Here is a 14,057-nt window from a genome sequence, read left to right on the forward strand (position 1 = left end):
CGTGCCCGGCGCCGGCGATTGTGATGGCCTACAGATCCAGGACGAGCATGATCTCGTCGCGGTAGTCGTCGGAGGCGACGCGGACGGCACGCGGGTGGCGGCCGACGACGCGGTAACCGAGCGGACCGTAGAACTTCTCCAGGCCGAGGCCGTCGCGGATCGTCAGCTGCAGCTGCTCGAGGCCGAGGTCGACGGCGGACCCGCGCAGCCCCTCCATCAGCACCCGGCCCGCGCCGGTGCCCTGGCTGCCGGGGTGGACCATGACGCGCAGCACCGTGCGCCAGTGTGCCTGCAGCTCGCTGCCGCGGCTGACCAGCATGCCCATCCCGACGTGCCGCTCGCCGTCCTCGAGGACGCCGAGCAGGTCCAGGCCGGCCGCGACCCGCCCGAGCGCGCCGTCGAGATTCTCCGCGATCTTCCCGACCGGAGCCGGCGCGGTGTACCCGACCGCGCCGCCCGCGTTCGTCGCCGCCACCCACGTGTCCAGCAGATCTGCGCGCAAGCCCGGCTCGAGCGCGTCGTCCGGGGTTGCCACCAGGTACTTCACCGCACCTCCATCTGCGACTGAGTTGCAGATAGTCTACGGCGCGGTCACTTCACCTGGCGCAGCTTGTCCGGGTTCCGAATCAGGTACAGGTCGCTGATCAGGCCGTCGCTGACCTCCAGGAACGCGACCGTGTCCGGCTCGTCGCCGTCGTAGGCGATATAGGCGACCTCGCCGTTCAGCGTGCCCATCCGGATCTCGAACCCCGGGTTCTCCGCGATCACCGCGAACAGCCAGCGGGCGATCTTCTCCGCACCTTGGATCGGCCGCAGCGCGGCGCGCTTCTTGCCGCCGCCGTCGCTGATCAGGACCGCGTCCGGCGCGAGCAGCGCGACCACCTGGTCGAAGTCGCCCGACCCGGCGGCCTGCATGAACCGCATCGTCAGCTCGTCGTGGCTCGCCTTGTCGACGTGGTGCCGCGGCTGCCGCGCGTGCACATGGCTGCGGGCCCGGTGGGCGAGCTGCCGGACGGCGGCCTCCGAGCGGCCGAGCGTGTCCGCGATCTCGTCGTACGGCAGGTCGAAGACCTCGCGCAGCACGAACGTGGCGCGCTCGAGCGGCGACAGCGTCTCGAGGACGACGAGCATCGCCATGCTGACCGAGTCCGCGAGCTCGGCCGCGGCCGCCGGGTCATCTTCGTCGGTCGCCAGTGGCTCGGGCAGCCACGGGCCGACGTACTGCTCGCGGCGCGCCTTCTGCTCCCGCAGCCGGTTCAGCGCGAGCCGGGTGGTGATCCGGATCAGGTACGCCCGCACGTCGCGGATGTCGTCGTGCTCGATCGCGGACCAGCGCAGCCACGCCTCCTGGACCACGTCCTCGGCGTCGGAGACGCTGCCGACGACCCGGTACGCCGCGCCGACCAGCACCGCCCGGTGCTCGGCGAACTCCCGGGCGAGTTGGTCGTCGGTCATCGGACCGGCCTCAGTTCGCAGAACTCCTTGAAGCCCTGGCTGGTGAGTCCGAGGGCGGAGTTGATCCGGGAGCGGTAGTTCTCCAGCGCGACGATCGCGGTCAGCTCGACCAGCTGCTCCTCGCTCAGGTCCTGCCGCAGCCGCTCGACCTGCTCGTCGGTGACTTCCGGTGGAGTGGCCGTCATCGCCTCGGTGTAGTCCATCACCGCGCGCTCCAGATCCGTGTAGACGTCGCTGTCGCGCCACCTTGGCACATCGTGCAGCTTCGCCGGGTCGACACCCTGGTGGTGGAACTCCCAGTAGCCGAAGTCCATGCACCAGCTGCACCCGATCCGCGCCGACGCCACCATCACCGCGAGCGCCTTCAGCTCCGGGGCGAGCGCCTTCCAGCGCGCCGCCGTACCTTCCAGCAGCGCCGTCGACAGCAACACCGGCCGGTTGTGCAACGCCACCTTCACCGGATCCGGCACCTTCCGGAACTTCCGCCGGCTGCCCCACTCCACCAGCCGCACCACCAGCCCTCGCCGATGCACCATCCCAACCCGAGCCATCCCAACCTCCGAAAGTCGTCGTCACCCGGGGGACACGCGCCGCCCCGCGCGCTGTGACATGACCTGGCTCACATCTGGGCGCATGGAGTTCAGTGTGGCGGGGTATGAGCTGTGGCGCGCGGGTGGATCAACCCAACCCGAACCTGTTGGATATTCATGCGGTTCGTGGCATACTCATTCACATGAGCGTGACGGTGGCGGTGGCCGGGGCCAGTGGGTATGCCGGGGGTGAGCTGCTCCGGTTGCTGAGTGGCCACCCGGACGTCGAGATCGGCGCCCTGACCGCCGGAGGAAACGCCGGTACGGCGCTCGGCGTGCACCATCCGCACCTCGTGCCGCTGGCCGGGCGCATCCTGGTCGAGACCACGGCGGAGAACCTCGCCGGTCACGACGTGGTGTTCCTGGCCCTTCCGCACGGACAGTCCGCCGCCATCGCCGAGCAGCTCGGCGCTGACGTCACCGTGATCGACTGCGGCGCGGACTTCCGGCTGACGGAGGCCGAGGTGTGGACCGAGTTCTACGGCGGCGAGCACGCCGGCTCGTGGCCGTACGGGCTCCCGGAGCTCCCCGGGCAACGGGACAAGCTCCGCCGGTCGAACCGGGTCGCCGTACCGGGCTGTTACCCCACCGTCTCCACGCTGGCGATGCTGCCGGCCGTGCAGAGCAAGCTCGTCGACCCGACCCAGCTGGTCGTGGTCGCCGTCAGCGGTACGTCGGGCGCGGGCAAGGCGCCGAAGACGCACCTCCTCGGCGCCGAGGTGATGGGATCCGCCTCGGCGTACGGCGTCGGCGGCGTCCACCGGCACACGCCGGAGATCGAGCAGAACCTCACGCCGTACGCCGACCAGCCGGCGAGCGTCTCGTTCACGCCGGTGCTCGCGCCGATGGCCCGCGGCATCCTCGCCACCTGCAGCGCGCCGGTGGCCGACGGCACCGATTACGCGACGCTCCGAAAGGCCTACGCGGACGCGTACGCCGACGAGCCCTTCATCCACGTGCTGCCCGAGGGGCAGTGGCCGCAGACGCAGGCCACCCTCGGCGCGAACACCGTGCAGCTGCAGGTCGCCCTCGACCAGCGCACCGGCCGCGCCGTCGTCGTGGCCGCGATGGACAACCTCACCAAAGGCACCGCCGGCGCCGCCGTGCAGTGCATGAACCTGGCCACCGGTCTCGACGAGACCACGGCCCTGCCCCTCGTAGGAGTAGCCCCGTGACCGTAGGTATCACACCGGACGCTGCGCTGAATTGTGGAGTCGATCGGAGCGCCGGAGTGACCGCGCCGGCCGGCTTCCGAGCGGCCGGAGTGATCGCCGGGATCAAACCAGCCGGTACGCCGGACCTCACCGTCGTGGTCAACGACGGCCCGCACGACGTCGCCGCCGGCGTCTTCACCACCAACAAGGTGAAGGCCGCGCCGGTGCTGTGGTCACAGCAGGTGCTGTCGGCCGGCGCGCTGAAGGCTGTGGTGCTGAACTCGGGCGGGGCCAACGCGTGCACCGGGCAGGAAGGCTTCCAGGACACCCACAAGACCGCCGAGAAGCTGGCCGAGGTGCTCGGCGTCGGCGCGGCCCAGATCGGGGTCTGTTCGACGGGCCTGATCGGCGAGCGGCTTCCGATGGACAAGGTGCTGCCCGGGATCTCCGCGGCGGTCGATGCTCTGGGCGACGGGCCCGAGGCCGGTCTCGCGGCCGCGACCGCGGTGATGACGACCGACAACGTGCCGAAGCAGGCCGCGCTGAAGCACGCCGACGGCTGGAGCATCGGCGGGTTCGCCAAGGGCGCGGGGATGTGCGCGCCGAACATGGCGACGATGCTGAGCGTGATCACCACCGACGCCGTCCTCGACCAGCCGCACCTCGACCACGCGCTGCGGAACGCGGTCGCCAAGACCTTCAACCGGCTCGACGTCGACGGCGGCACCTCGACCAACGACACCGTCCTGCTGCTCAGCTCGGGCGCGTCCGGCGTGCCGGTCACGCCCGAGGCGTTCGAGGCGGCGCTCACGGACCTGGCTGCTGACCTGGTGAAGCAGCTGCAGGCCGACGCCGAGGGGGCCACCAAGCACGTGACCATCACGGTGCAGGGCGCCGCGACCGAGGCGGAGGCGCTGGCCGCCGCCAAGATCGTTGCCGAAGACAACCTGTGCAAGACGGCGTTCTTCGCCTCCGATCCGAACTGGGGACGGATCGCGATGGCGGTCGGCAACGCGCCCACGGCGTTCGACCCGTCGCTGCTCGACATCACCCTGAACGGCGCGGCCATCTGCGTCGCAGGCGGCAAGGGCGTCGACAGATCCGAGGCGGACCTCAGCGGTCTCGAGATCGACGTGGTCATCGACCTGCACGCCGGCCCGGCGTCCGCGACGGTCCTCACCACGGACCTGTCGCACGCGTACGTCGAAGAGAACTCGGCGTACGCGTCATGATCCAGGCGGATGCGATCGAGAAGGCCGCCGTACTGACCGAGGCGCTGCCGTGGCTGAAGCAGTTCCACGGCAAGACCGTCGTGGTGAAGTACGGCGGGAACGCGATGGTCGACGAGAAGCTCAAGCGCGCCTTCGCCGAGGACATCGTGTTCCTGCGGTACGCCGGGGTGCGGGTCGTCGTCGTGCACGGCGGCGGGCCGCAGATCAGCGACATGCTCGGCCGGCTCGGCATCGACAGCGAGTTCCGCGGCGGGCTCCGGGTCACCACGCCCGAGGCCATGGACGTCGTCGGGATGGTGCTGGTCGGCAAGGTCGGCCGGGAGCTGGTCGGGCTGCTGAACGCGCACGGCCCGTTCGCGGTCGGCATGTCCGGTGAGGACGCGGGCCTGTTCACCGCGGAACGCCGGACGGCGCTGGTGGACGGCGAGCAGGTCGACATCGGCCTGGTCGGCGACGTGGTCGGGGTCCGCCCGGAGGCGGTGATCGACCTGATCGACGCCGGCCGAATCCCGGTGGTGTCGACGATCGCCCCGGACGAGGACGGTCAGGCCCACAACGTGAACGCGGACACCGCGGCCGCGGCGCTCGCGTCGGCGCTCGGCGCGGAGAAGCTCGTCGTCCTGACCGACGTCGCCGGGTTGTACCGGAACTGGCCGGACAGCGACGAGATCATCACCCAGATCGACACCGCCGAGCTGGCCCGGCTGCTGCCGTCGCTGGCGTCCGGCATGGTGCCGAAGATGGAAGCGTGCCTGCGCGCCGTCGAGTCCGGGGTCTCCCGGGCGACCGTGATCGACGGCCGCGTCCCGCACTCCTTGCTGCTCGAGATCTTCACCGACGCCGGAAGTGGAACCCAGGTGATCCCGTCATGACCGAACTCTTGACCGTCGACGGCACGCAGGCGGCGCTGACGTCGCGCTACTCCAGCGCCCTGATGAACACCTTCGGCGCGCCGAAGCGGGTCCTGGTCCGCGGCGAGGGCGCGTACCTGTGGGATGCCGACGGCAACAAGTACCTCGACCTGCTCGGCGGACTCGCGGTGAACTGTCTCGGCCACGCGCACCCGTTCGTGGTGTCCGCGGTGACGTCGCAGCTCGCCACGCTCGGCCACGTCTCGAACTTCTTCGCCTCCGCGCCGCAGATCGCGCTCGCCGAGAAGCTGCTCGGCCTGTTCGACGTGCCGGGCAAGGTGTTCTTCACCAACTCCGGCACCGAGGCGAACGAGGCGGCGTTCAAGATCACCCGGCGCACCGGCCGGACCAAGATCGTCTCGACGGTCGGGGCGTTCCACGGCCGGTCGATGGGTGCGCTCGCGGTGACCTGGAAGCCGGCCTACCGGGAGGCCTTCGCGCCGCTGCCGGGCGACGTCGAGTTCGTCCCGTACGGCGATGCGGACGCGCTGGCCGCGGCGGTCGACGGCCAGACGGCGGCGGTGGTGCTCGAGCCGATCCAGGGCGAGAACGGCGTCGTCGTACCGCCGGCCGGCTACCTGCAGGCGGCGCGGCGGATCACGTCCGAGCACGGCGCTCTGCTGTGGATCGACGAGATCCAGACCGGGATCGGCCGGACCGGGACCTGGTTCGCGTACGAGACCGACGGCATCACGCCGGACCTGGTGACGGTGGCGAAGGGCCTCGGCGCCGGGATCCCGATCGGTGCGTGTGTCGGGCTCGGCCCGGCGGCCGACCTGCTCCAGCCGGGCAACCACGGCACGACGTTCGGCGGCAACCCGGTCGCGGCGATCGCCGGGCTGGCGGTGCTGACCGTGATCGAGCGGGACGGCCTGCTCGCGCAGGTGAATGCCGTCGGCAACCACCTCGCGTCGTCGATCATCGCGCTCGACCACCCGCTGATCGCGGGCGTCCGGGGCCGCGGGATGCTGCTCGCGATCCAGCTGACCGCGCCGGTGTCGGACCAGGTGGCGGCACTCGCGCTGGACGCCGGCTTCGTGATCAACAATCCGGTCCCGGACGCGTTGCGGCTGGCGCCGCCGTACATCCTCGGCAAGGCTGATGCCGACAGTTTCGTCGCGGCCCTGCCGGGGCTGCTCGACCAGGTGGAGGTTCCGTGACGATCCGGCACTTCTTGCGGGACGACGACCTGTCGCCGGTCGAGCAGGACGAAGTACTGACGCTCGCGGCGCAGCTGGCGGGGGATCGGCACGGGCACCAGCCGCTCGCGGGTCCGAAGACCGTCGCGGTGATCTTCGACAAGTCGTCGACCCGGACGCGGATCTCGTTCGCGGTCGGGATCTCCGAGCTCGGCGGCGTACCGCTGGTCATCGACGCGCAGACCTCGCAGCTCGGCCGCGGCGAGCCGATCGCCGACACCGCCCGGGTGCTGGACCGGCAGGTCGAGGCGATCGTCTGGCGGACCTCCGGCCAGTCGCGGATCGAGGAGATGGCCGCCGCGTCGTCGGTGCCGGTGATCAACGCACTGACCGACGAGTTCCACCCGTGCCAGATCCTGGCCGACCTGCAGACCGTGCGGCAGCACAAGGGCTGGACCTCCGGGCTGAAGCTGGTGTACCTCGGCGACGGCGCCAACAACATGGCGCACTCGTACCTGCTCGGCGGCGCGACCGCCGGCATGCACGTCGTGATCGGTTCGCCCGCGGACTACCAGCCGGATCCGGACGTCCTCGTGCGCGCGGCGGCGATCGCCGAGGCGACCGGCGGATCGGTCGCCTGGACGGAGGACCCGATCGCGGCCGCGGACGGAGCCGATGTGCTCGCCACCGACACCTGGGTGTCGATGGGCCAGGAGGCCGAGGCGGCCGAGCGCGAGGCGCCGTTCGTGCCGTACGCCGTGACCGAGGAACTTCTCGCCAAGGCGAAGCCTGATGCGATCGTGTTGCACTGCCTCCCCGCCTATCGTGGCAAGGAGATCGAGGCGGCCGTGATCGACGGACCGCAGTCGGTCGTCTGGGACGAAGCCGAGAACCGGCTGCACGCGCAGAAGGCGCTGCTGTCGTGGCTGCTGGCAAGGAGTTTCTCGTCGTGAGCGTTGCGGTTCCCACCACCAAGACGGCCCGCCAGCAGCGGATCGTCGACCTGCTCGGCCGGCAGCCGGTCCGGTCGCAGACCGAGCTGGCCGACCTGCTCGCCGCGTCCGGGCTGGTCGTCGGCCAGGCGACGCTGTCCCGCGACCTGGTCGAGATCGGCGCGGTGAAGGTCCGCGACGCCTCCGGCCAGCTCGTGTACGCCGTACCGGGCGAAGGCGGCGACCGCACGCCGCGCGCCGGCGAGGCGGCTGCTTTCGAGGCCCGCCTGGCCCGGGTCGCGTCCGAGCTGCTCGTTTCCGCCGAGGGCAGCGCCAACCTCGTCATCCTGCGAACCCCGCCGGGAGCCGCCCAGTACTTCGCGTCCGCGATCGATCACGTCGGCCTGGACGACGTCCTCGGCACCATCGCCGGCGACGACACCGTCATGGTCGTCTCCCGCAACCCCACCGGCGGCCCCGACCTCGCCGCCCGTTTCCTGTCCCTCGCCGCCCGCGAACCGAAGTAGAGGAAGTTGTTGTGAGCACTGGAGAGAGCGCCGCCCGGGACTCCGCGTTGTGGGGGGCCCGGTTCTCGGGAGGGCCGGCGGAGGCGTTGGCGGCGTTGAGCAAGTCGACGGATTTCGACTGGCGGCTGGCGCCGTACGACATCGCCGGGTCGAAGGCGCACGCGAAGGTGCTGCACCGCGCGGGGCTGCTGACGGACGAGGACCTGGACGCGATGCTCGCGGGCCTCGACGGGCTGCTGGCCGACGTACTGTCCGGCGAGTTCCAGCCCGCTGCCGAGGACGAGGACGTGCACACGGCGCTGGAGCACGGTCTGCTCGTTCGGCTCGGGCCTGAGCTGGGCGGACGGCTGCGTGCGGGACGGTCGCGGAACGACCAGGTCGCCACGCTGTTCAAAAGCTACCTGCGTGACCACGGCCGGATCATCGGGCGGTTGCTGCTGGAGCAGGTCAACACGCTGGCGGAGCAGGCCGAGCGGCACCTGGGTGTCGCGATGCCCGGGCGCACGCATCTGCAGCACGCGCAGCCGGTGCTGCTCTCACACCACCTGCTCGCGCACGCCTGGCCGTTGATCCGGGACCTCGACCGGCTGGTCGACTGGGACGTCCGGGTGGCGGCGGATTCGCCGTACGGCTCGGGCGCGCTGGCCGGCAGCTCGCTCGGGCTCGACCCGGTCTTCGTCGCGCACGAGCTGGGCTTCACGAACTCGTCGGCGAACTCGATCGACGGTACGTCGGCGCGGGACTTCGTCGCGGAGTTCGCGTTCGTCACCGCGCAGATCGGCGTCGACCTGTCCCGGCAGGCCGAAGAGGTGATCATCTGGGCGACGAAGGAGTTCGGTTTCGTCGAGCTGGACGACGCATTCTCGACCGGGTCGAGCATCATGCCGCAGAAGAAGAATCCGGACATCGCGGAACTCGCCCGCGGCAAGGCCGGCCGCCTGATCGGGAACCTGAGCGGTCTGCTGGCCACGCTGAAGGCGCAGCCGCTCGCCTACAACCGGGACCTGCAGGAGGACAAGGAGCCGGTCTTCGACTCCATCGACACCCTCGAGGTGCTGCTGCCCGCGTTCACCGGCATGATCCGCACGGTGCGCTTCAACGCCGACCGCCTCGCAGAACTCGCCCCTCAGGGCTTCTCACTGGCCACCGACATCGCCGAATGGCTGGTCCGGCAGAAGGTCCCGTTCCGCGTCGCCCACGAACTGGCCGGCGCCTGCGTCCAGGAATGCGAGAAGCGCGGCATCGAACTCTGGGACCTCACCGACGACGACCTCGCCGGCATTTCCCCCCACCTCACCCCCGAGGTCCGCAGCGTCCTCACCGTCGACGGCTCCCTCGCGTCCCGCAACACCCGAGGCGGCACCGCCCAACCCCGCGTAGCCGAACAACTCACCGAACTCCGCGACCGCGCCGCCGCCCACACCGCCCGCCTGACCTGACGGCAGGCACCAGCAGTTCGCCGGCGATTCGGGAGACCTGAGACAAGTAACGGGGTCTGGAGACCTGCTATTACCTGTCTCAGGTCACCAGGTCCGGTCTCCGGTCGGTGCTCTCGCCCACCCGGCTAAGGTGCTGCGCATGCGTCGTTCTCAGCTGGCGGGTCCTGTGTTGGAGGTGGCGCCGCGGCTGCTGGGGATGGTGCTGCGCAGCACCACCGACGAGGGCAGGGTTGCGGTCCGGGTGACCGAGGTCGAGGCGTACGACGGGCCGAACGACCCCGGCTCGCACGCCTACCGGGGTGAGACACCGCGCAACGCGGTCATGTTCGGTCCGCCCGGCTTCCTGTACGTGTACTTCACCTACGGCATGCACTTCTGCATGAACGTCGTCGCCGGCCCGGAAGGCGTCCCCTCGGCCGTCCTGCTCCGCGCCGGGGAGGTTATCGAGGGTCTCGAGCTCGCCCGCGCCCGCCGCGGTCAGACAGCGCCGCAAAAGGTGGTCGTCAACCAATCAGTCGGCGTCCGCAAAGGCCCGCTCCCCAAACGCCCGGCCAACAACCCGGACCGCGACCTCGCCCGTGGCCCGGCCCGCCTCTGTGTTGCCCTGGGCATCGAACGCGAGGGCAACGGCGCCGACCTGCTGGCGAAGACGTCGTCCATTCAGCTCCTCGACGGCCCCGGCTTCGACGGCGTACCCGACACCGGCCCGCGCGTCGGCCTCCGCGAAGCACCCGACCACCCGTGGCGCTTCTGGATCCCGAACGACCCGACGGTCTCGCCCTACCGCCCGCACGTCCCGAAGAAGCGCGCCTAGCGGTTCGCCAGCTCGAGCACGTGGTCCAGCTGCGGCAACCCGTGCTCGACCTCCGGATCCGGGAACAGCCCCACATGGTGCACCCCGGCCGCCTCTAGCCCGGCGATGTGTTCGGCCGCGTCGTCGACCGTGCCGATCGCGCCGATCGCGGTCCACCAGTCAGTCGGCATCCCGACCAGCCCCGCCTCGCCGGACGCGTCGTACAGCGCCTTCATCTCGTCGAAGAACGGCAGCGCAGTCAGCTGCGGCGGCCGGTCGCCGATCCGCGAACCGAGCCACGGCGCGGTCCACTCGTACGCCGTCTTGCGGTCCTTGCGCACGCACATCGACGTGAACACCGCGACCACGAACCCGTCGGGCGATCCGGCCTGCTCCACCGACTGACGCACATACGCCGCGGTGGCGGGCTCGGCCAGGACGACCCCGTCGGCCACCCGCCCGGCCAGCGCCATCGACTTCGGGCCCTGCACCCCGAGCAGGATCGGCGGTACGTCGGCCGGCGGCGCGTCCAGCTTCACCTTGTCGAGGTGGACCGTCGTCCCCTCGAAGCTGACCTCCTCGCCGCGCAGCAACCGGGTCACACTGGTCGTCACCTCGTCGAGCGCCGTCAACGGCGACTTCGGCCGGACGCCCATCTGCCCCATCCACGACTGCACGCCGTGACCGATGCCCGGCAGGAACCGCCCGGGCCCGAGGGCTTCCAGCGTCGCGAACTCCATCGCGGTCACCGCGGCCGTGCGCGCGACGGCCGGCACGATCCCGAGCCCGACGGTCAGCCGCTCGGTCGACGTCAGCGCGGCCGACACCAGCGACGGGCCGGCGGTGAAGAAGCAGTCCTCGATGATCCACAGCTCGTCCGCGCCGCCGCGGTCGAGCCGCCGCGCCACGTCGGTGACGAGCGCGGCCGGATAGGTACGCGGGAAGCACATTCCGAGAGCGGTCATGCAGAGACGGTAGGCGACGCGACCGACAGTTCGTGAAGGACGTGTGAAAGGTGTCCGCGGACCGCGAGGCAGGACGACTAGCGGCCCGTGCGACGGGTAGGTTTCTGGTATGGCCCGTCCGCACTACTCGTCCCGTCTCGAGGACTGGTTCAACCTCGGGGTGCAGGCGGTGCTTCGGCGTCGTGGCTGGCAGGAGCGGATCATCCCGCAGGTCGGCTACGGCAACACCGAGTTCGTCCGGGTGCTGGCCCGTGTGGTGCTCGGCCGCGATCCGCGCAACCAGCCGCGGTACGACGAGGACCAGGTGGTGCGGGGCTGGCGCGTGTTCGTGACGGCGCCGGCGACCAAGGTGCCGGTCACCGTCACGGTCAGCGGGCAGACGTTCGAGACCGTGACCGATCGCGGCGGCTTCATCGACCTGAACGTACCGGTGGTGCTGCCTCCGGGGTGGCACGAGGTCGTGCTGGGGGTGCGCGGCGACAGGCAGGCGCGGGCGCGGATCTTCGTGCCGGACCCCGAGGCCACGTTCGGACTCGTCAGCGACATCGACGACACGGTGATCCTGACGATGCTGCCGCGTCCGCTGATCGCGGCGTGGAACACGTTCGTCCGCGACGAGCAGGCGCGCCGCGTCGTCCCTGGAATGGCGGGTCTGTACGAGGAACTGCTGGCGGACCACCCCGGTGCGCCGATGTTCTACCTGTCCACCGGGGCGTGGAACACCGCGCCGACGCTCACCCGTTTCCTGGCCCGGCACGGGTACCCGCTGGGCCCGTTGCTGATGACGGACTGGGGACCGACGAACACCGGCTGGTTCCGGAGCGGCCAGGAACACAAGCGGACCGCACTGCGCCGGCTGGCCCGCGAGTTCCCCACCGTGCGGTGGGTGCTGGTCGGTGACGACGGCCAGCACGACCCCCAGTTGTACGGCGACTTCGCGCAGACGCATCCGGACCATGTGCTGGCCATCGGGATCCGCCAGCTGACACCGGCCGAGCAGGTCCTGTCCCACGGTCTCCCGGTCCCGAACACGGACCCCGGCGCCCACGACCCGCACAGACCGACCGCGGTCACGGTGCAGGGACCGGACGGACACGCGCTGCGCCCACAGCTCCGGTCGGTGCTGACACGTCCCGAACCCACCTGAGTCGCGGTACGCCGCCGTACAGGACACTGGTACCGACCCGACGTACTCGAGGAGAGAACTAGTGACCGAACGCCGCACTCAGGTGCTCGACGACCTGCAGAGCCGTGGCCTGATCGCCCACTCCACCGACCCGGACGCTCTCCGGGCCTCGATGGCGGCAGGACCGATCACCTCCTATGTCGGGTTCGACCCCACCGCGCCCAGCCTGCACATGGGCAACCTGCTGCAACTGCTGACGCTGCGGCGGCTCCAGCTGGCCGGCCACAACCCGATCGGGCTCGTCGGCGGCGCCACCGGGCTGATCGGTGACCCCAAGGAGACGTCCGAGCGGGTGCTGAACCCGAAGGACGTCGTGCACGAGTGGGTCGAGAAGGTCCGCGCCCAGGTGGAGAAGTTCGTCGACTTCGATCCGTCCCTGCCGAACCCGGCCCGGATCGTCAACAACTACGAGTGGACGAAGGACCTCAACACCCTCGACTTCCTGCGAGACATCGGGAAGCACTTCCCGGTGAACCGGATGCTCGGCCGGGAAGTGGTGAAGGCCCGGCTGGAGCAGGGGATCAGCTACACGGAGTTCAGCTACGTGCTGCTGCAGTCCCTGGACTTCCTGGAGCTGTACAGGCGGCACAACTGCACGCTGCAGACCGGTGGCAGCGACCAGTGGGGGAACCTGACGGCGGGCGTCGAGCTCATCCGCCGTACGGAGGCTGGCAAGGCACACGCGCTGGCGACACCGCTGGTGACCAAGGCCGACGGCACGAAGTTCGGGAAGACGGAGTCCGGCACGGTGTGGCTGGACCGGGAGCTGACAACGCCGTACGCGTTCTACCAGTTCTGGTTCAACAGCGACGACCGGGACGTGATGCAGCTCGTGCGCTTCTACACGTTCCGTACGCCGGAGGAGCTGGCCGCCCTCGAACAAGCGACCGCGGAACGTCCTCAGGCCCGCGAGGCGCAGCGAGCACTGGCGGAGGAGCTGACGACCCTGGTTCACGGGGCCGGCGAGACTCTGCGCGTGCAGGAGGCGTCAAAGGCGTTGTTCGGCCAAGGGGAGTTGGGGTCGCTGGACGGCTCGACCCTGGTGGCGGCGCTACGCGAAGCACCGCATGTGGAGCTGGGCGCCGGCGAGCCGATGCCGACGTACGGCGACCTGCTGGTGAAGTCGGGGCTGGTGGCCAGCAAGTCGGCTGCGCGGCGGACGGTCGCCGAAGGCGGCGCGTACCTGAACAACGAGAAGGTGAAGGACGCGGAGTACGTGCCGGCCGCGGAGGACCTGCTGCCTGGTGGCGTGCTGGTGCTGCGTCGCGGGAAGCGTTCGTTCGCAGGGGTTCTCGCCGCGCGGACGCAGGGCTGACGGTGCCGGCGTGGGAGTGGGCTTCACTCCCACATCGGGGTTGCCGACGGCAAATTACAGGCCTGTGATTCAGCGCACCGGGAACCGATTTGACCGTCCACCTGCGGGCCACGTAATGTTCTCTTCGTTGGAGCGAGGCGCGGGACGCGAAAGCGGCCGGTCGCTCCGAACCCCCCAAGGCTAGCTGAGCCGAACCGGGTTGTCTGACTCGGGGCGGTAGCTTGGATGCGGGTGGAGGGTCAGAAAAACTGGGACTTGTCTCGGTGGATCTGCTCCGGTATAGTAACGAAGGTTGCCCCGGGAGCCTGGCCGAGAGGTCAGACTGCGGTGTGCGTCCGATTCTTGAGAACTCAACAGCGTGCCGAAAGTCAATGCCGAAAGATGCATTAACCCTGTCCACAGGCGTTGAATGACTTCTC

General features: G+C 70.2%; 14 protein-coding genes. 10 read left to right on the top strand and 4 right to left on the bottom strand.

Going from position 1 to position 14,057, the window contains the following annotated elements; all coding sequences use genetic code 11:
- Nucleotides 1-28: 28 nt before the first annotated feature.
- From ACWEOO_RS27350 to ACWEOO_RS27360, 3 genes are read right to left on the bottom strand one after another with little or no spacing between them, the layout of a single operon-like run.
- Nucleotides 29-547 carry an N-acetyltransferase family protein gene (locus tag ACWEOO_RS27350; RefSeq protein ID WP_452145459.1) on the bottom strand — a complete coding sequence of 173 codons (519 nt, stop codon included), beginning with the start codon at nucleotides 545-547 and terminating at the stop codon, nucleotides 29-31.
- A 44-nt stretch (nucleotides 548-591) separates the two neighbouring features.
- Nucleotides 592-1,455 carry an RNA polymerase sigma-70 factor gene (locus ACWEOO_RS27355; RefSeq protein WP_355699055.1) on the bottom strand — a complete coding sequence of 288 codons (864 nt, stop codon included), beginning with the start codon at nucleotides 1,453-1,455 and terminating at the stop codon, nucleotides 592-594.
- Nucleotides 1,452-2,006, bottom strand: a complete 555-nt coding sequence (locus ACWEOO_RS27360) for a carboxymuconolactone decarboxylase family protein (RefSeq protein ID WP_359941430.1) — start codon at nucleotides 2,004-2,006, stop codon at nucleotides 1,452-1,454. The genes ACWEOO_RS27355 and ACWEOO_RS27360 overlap by 4 nt, the downstream gene beginning before the upstream one ends.
- A gap of 182 nt (nucleotides 2,007-2,188) precedes the next feature.
- Between ACWEOO_RS27360 and argC the strand changes: the two genes are divergently transcribed.
- From argC to ACWEOO_RS27400, 8 genes are all read left to right on the top strand, one after another.
- On the top strand, nucleotides 2,189-3,220 hold the full coding sequence (argC, locus tag ACWEOO_RS27365; RefSeq protein WP_452145460.1) for an N-acetyl-gamma-glutamyl-phosphate reductase: 1,032 nt from the start codon (nucleotides 2,189-2,191) through the stop codon (nucleotides 3,218-3,220).
- Nucleotides 3,217-4,431, top strand: a complete 1,215-nt coding sequence (gene argJ, locus ACWEOO_RS27370; protein ID WP_452145461.1) for a bifunctional glutamate N-acetyltransferase/amino-acid acetyltransferase ArgJ — start codon at nucleotides 3,217-3,219, stop codon at nucleotides 4,429-4,431. The genes argC and argJ overlap by 4 nt, the downstream gene beginning before the upstream one ends.
- Entirely contained in the window at nucleotides 4,428-5,303 is an 876-nt protein-coding gene (gene argB / locus ACWEOO_RS27375; RefSeq protein WP_355699059.1) for an acetylglutamate kinase, read from the top strand. The genes argJ and argB overlap by 4 nt, the downstream gene beginning before the upstream one ends.
- A complete protein-coding gene (locus ACWEOO_RS27380) occupies nucleotides 5,300-6,502 on the top strand; it encodes an acetylornithine transaminase (protein WP_452145462.1) in 1,203 nt (400 codons plus the stop codon). The genes argB and ACWEOO_RS27380 overlap by 4 nt, the downstream gene beginning before the upstream one ends.
- 2 nt (nucleotides 6,503-6,504) lie before the next feature.
- Nucleotides 6,505-7,434, top strand: coding sequence for an ornithine carbamoyltransferase (gene argF / locus ACWEOO_RS27385; RefSeq protein WP_363717048.1), 930 nt, complete (start codon nucleotides 6,505-6,507; stop codon nucleotides 7,432-7,434).
- Nucleotides 7,431-7,940 carry an arginine repressor gene (locus ACWEOO_RS27390; RefSeq protein ID WP_355699061.1) on the top strand — a complete coding sequence of 170 codons (510 nt, stop codon included), beginning with the start codon at nucleotides 7,431-7,433 and terminating at the stop codon, nucleotides 7,938-7,940. Before argF ends, ACWEOO_RS27390 begins: the two co-directional genes overlap by 4 nt.
- 11 nt (nucleotides 7,941-7,951) lie before the next feature.
- Nucleotides 7,952-9,379, top strand: a complete 1,428-nt coding sequence (argH, locus tag ACWEOO_RS27395) for an argininosuccinate lyase (RefSeq protein WP_452145463.1) — start codon at nucleotides 7,952-7,954, stop codon at nucleotides 9,377-9,379.
- A 139-nt stretch (nucleotides 9,380-9,518) separates the two neighbouring features.
- Nucleotides 9,519-10,193: a DNA-3-methyladenine glycosylase gene (locus ACWEOO_RS27400; protein WP_452145464.1), complete on the top strand. Its 675-nt coding sequence runs from the start codon at nucleotides 9,519-9,521 to the stop codon at nucleotides 10,191-10,193.
- Here the strand turns inward: ACWEOO_RS27400 and ACWEOO_RS27405 are convergent.
- Nucleotides 10,190-11,137: an LLM class flavin-dependent oxidoreductase gene (locus ACWEOO_RS27405; RefSeq protein WP_452145465.1), complete on the bottom strand. Its 948-nt coding sequence runs from the start codon at nucleotides 11,135-11,137 to the stop codon at nucleotides 10,190-10,192. The genes ACWEOO_RS27400 and ACWEOO_RS27405 overlap by 4 nt on opposite strands.
- Nucleotides 11,138-11,246: 109 nt before the next feature.
- Between ACWEOO_RS27405 and ACWEOO_RS27410 the strand changes: the two genes are divergently transcribed.
- Complete coding sequence (locus tag ACWEOO_RS27410; protein ID WP_359941405.1) at nucleotides 11,247-12,284, top strand: App1 family protein; 1,038 nt, start codon at nucleotides 11,247-11,249, stop codon at nucleotides 12,282-12,284.
- Nucleotides 12,285-12,345: 61 nt separating this feature from the next.
- The gene (gene tyrS / locus ACWEOO_RS27415) at nucleotides 12,346-13,638 is read left to right on the top strand and encodes a tyrosine--tRNA ligase (RefSeq protein ID WP_452145466.1); all 1,293 of its coding nucleotides are present in this window, start codon (nucleotides 12,346-12,348) and stop codon (nucleotides 13,636-13,638) included.
- Nucleotides 13,639-14,057 lie beyond the last annotated feature (419 nt).

This window comes from Kribbella sp. NPDC004138, from assembly GCF_053603655.1.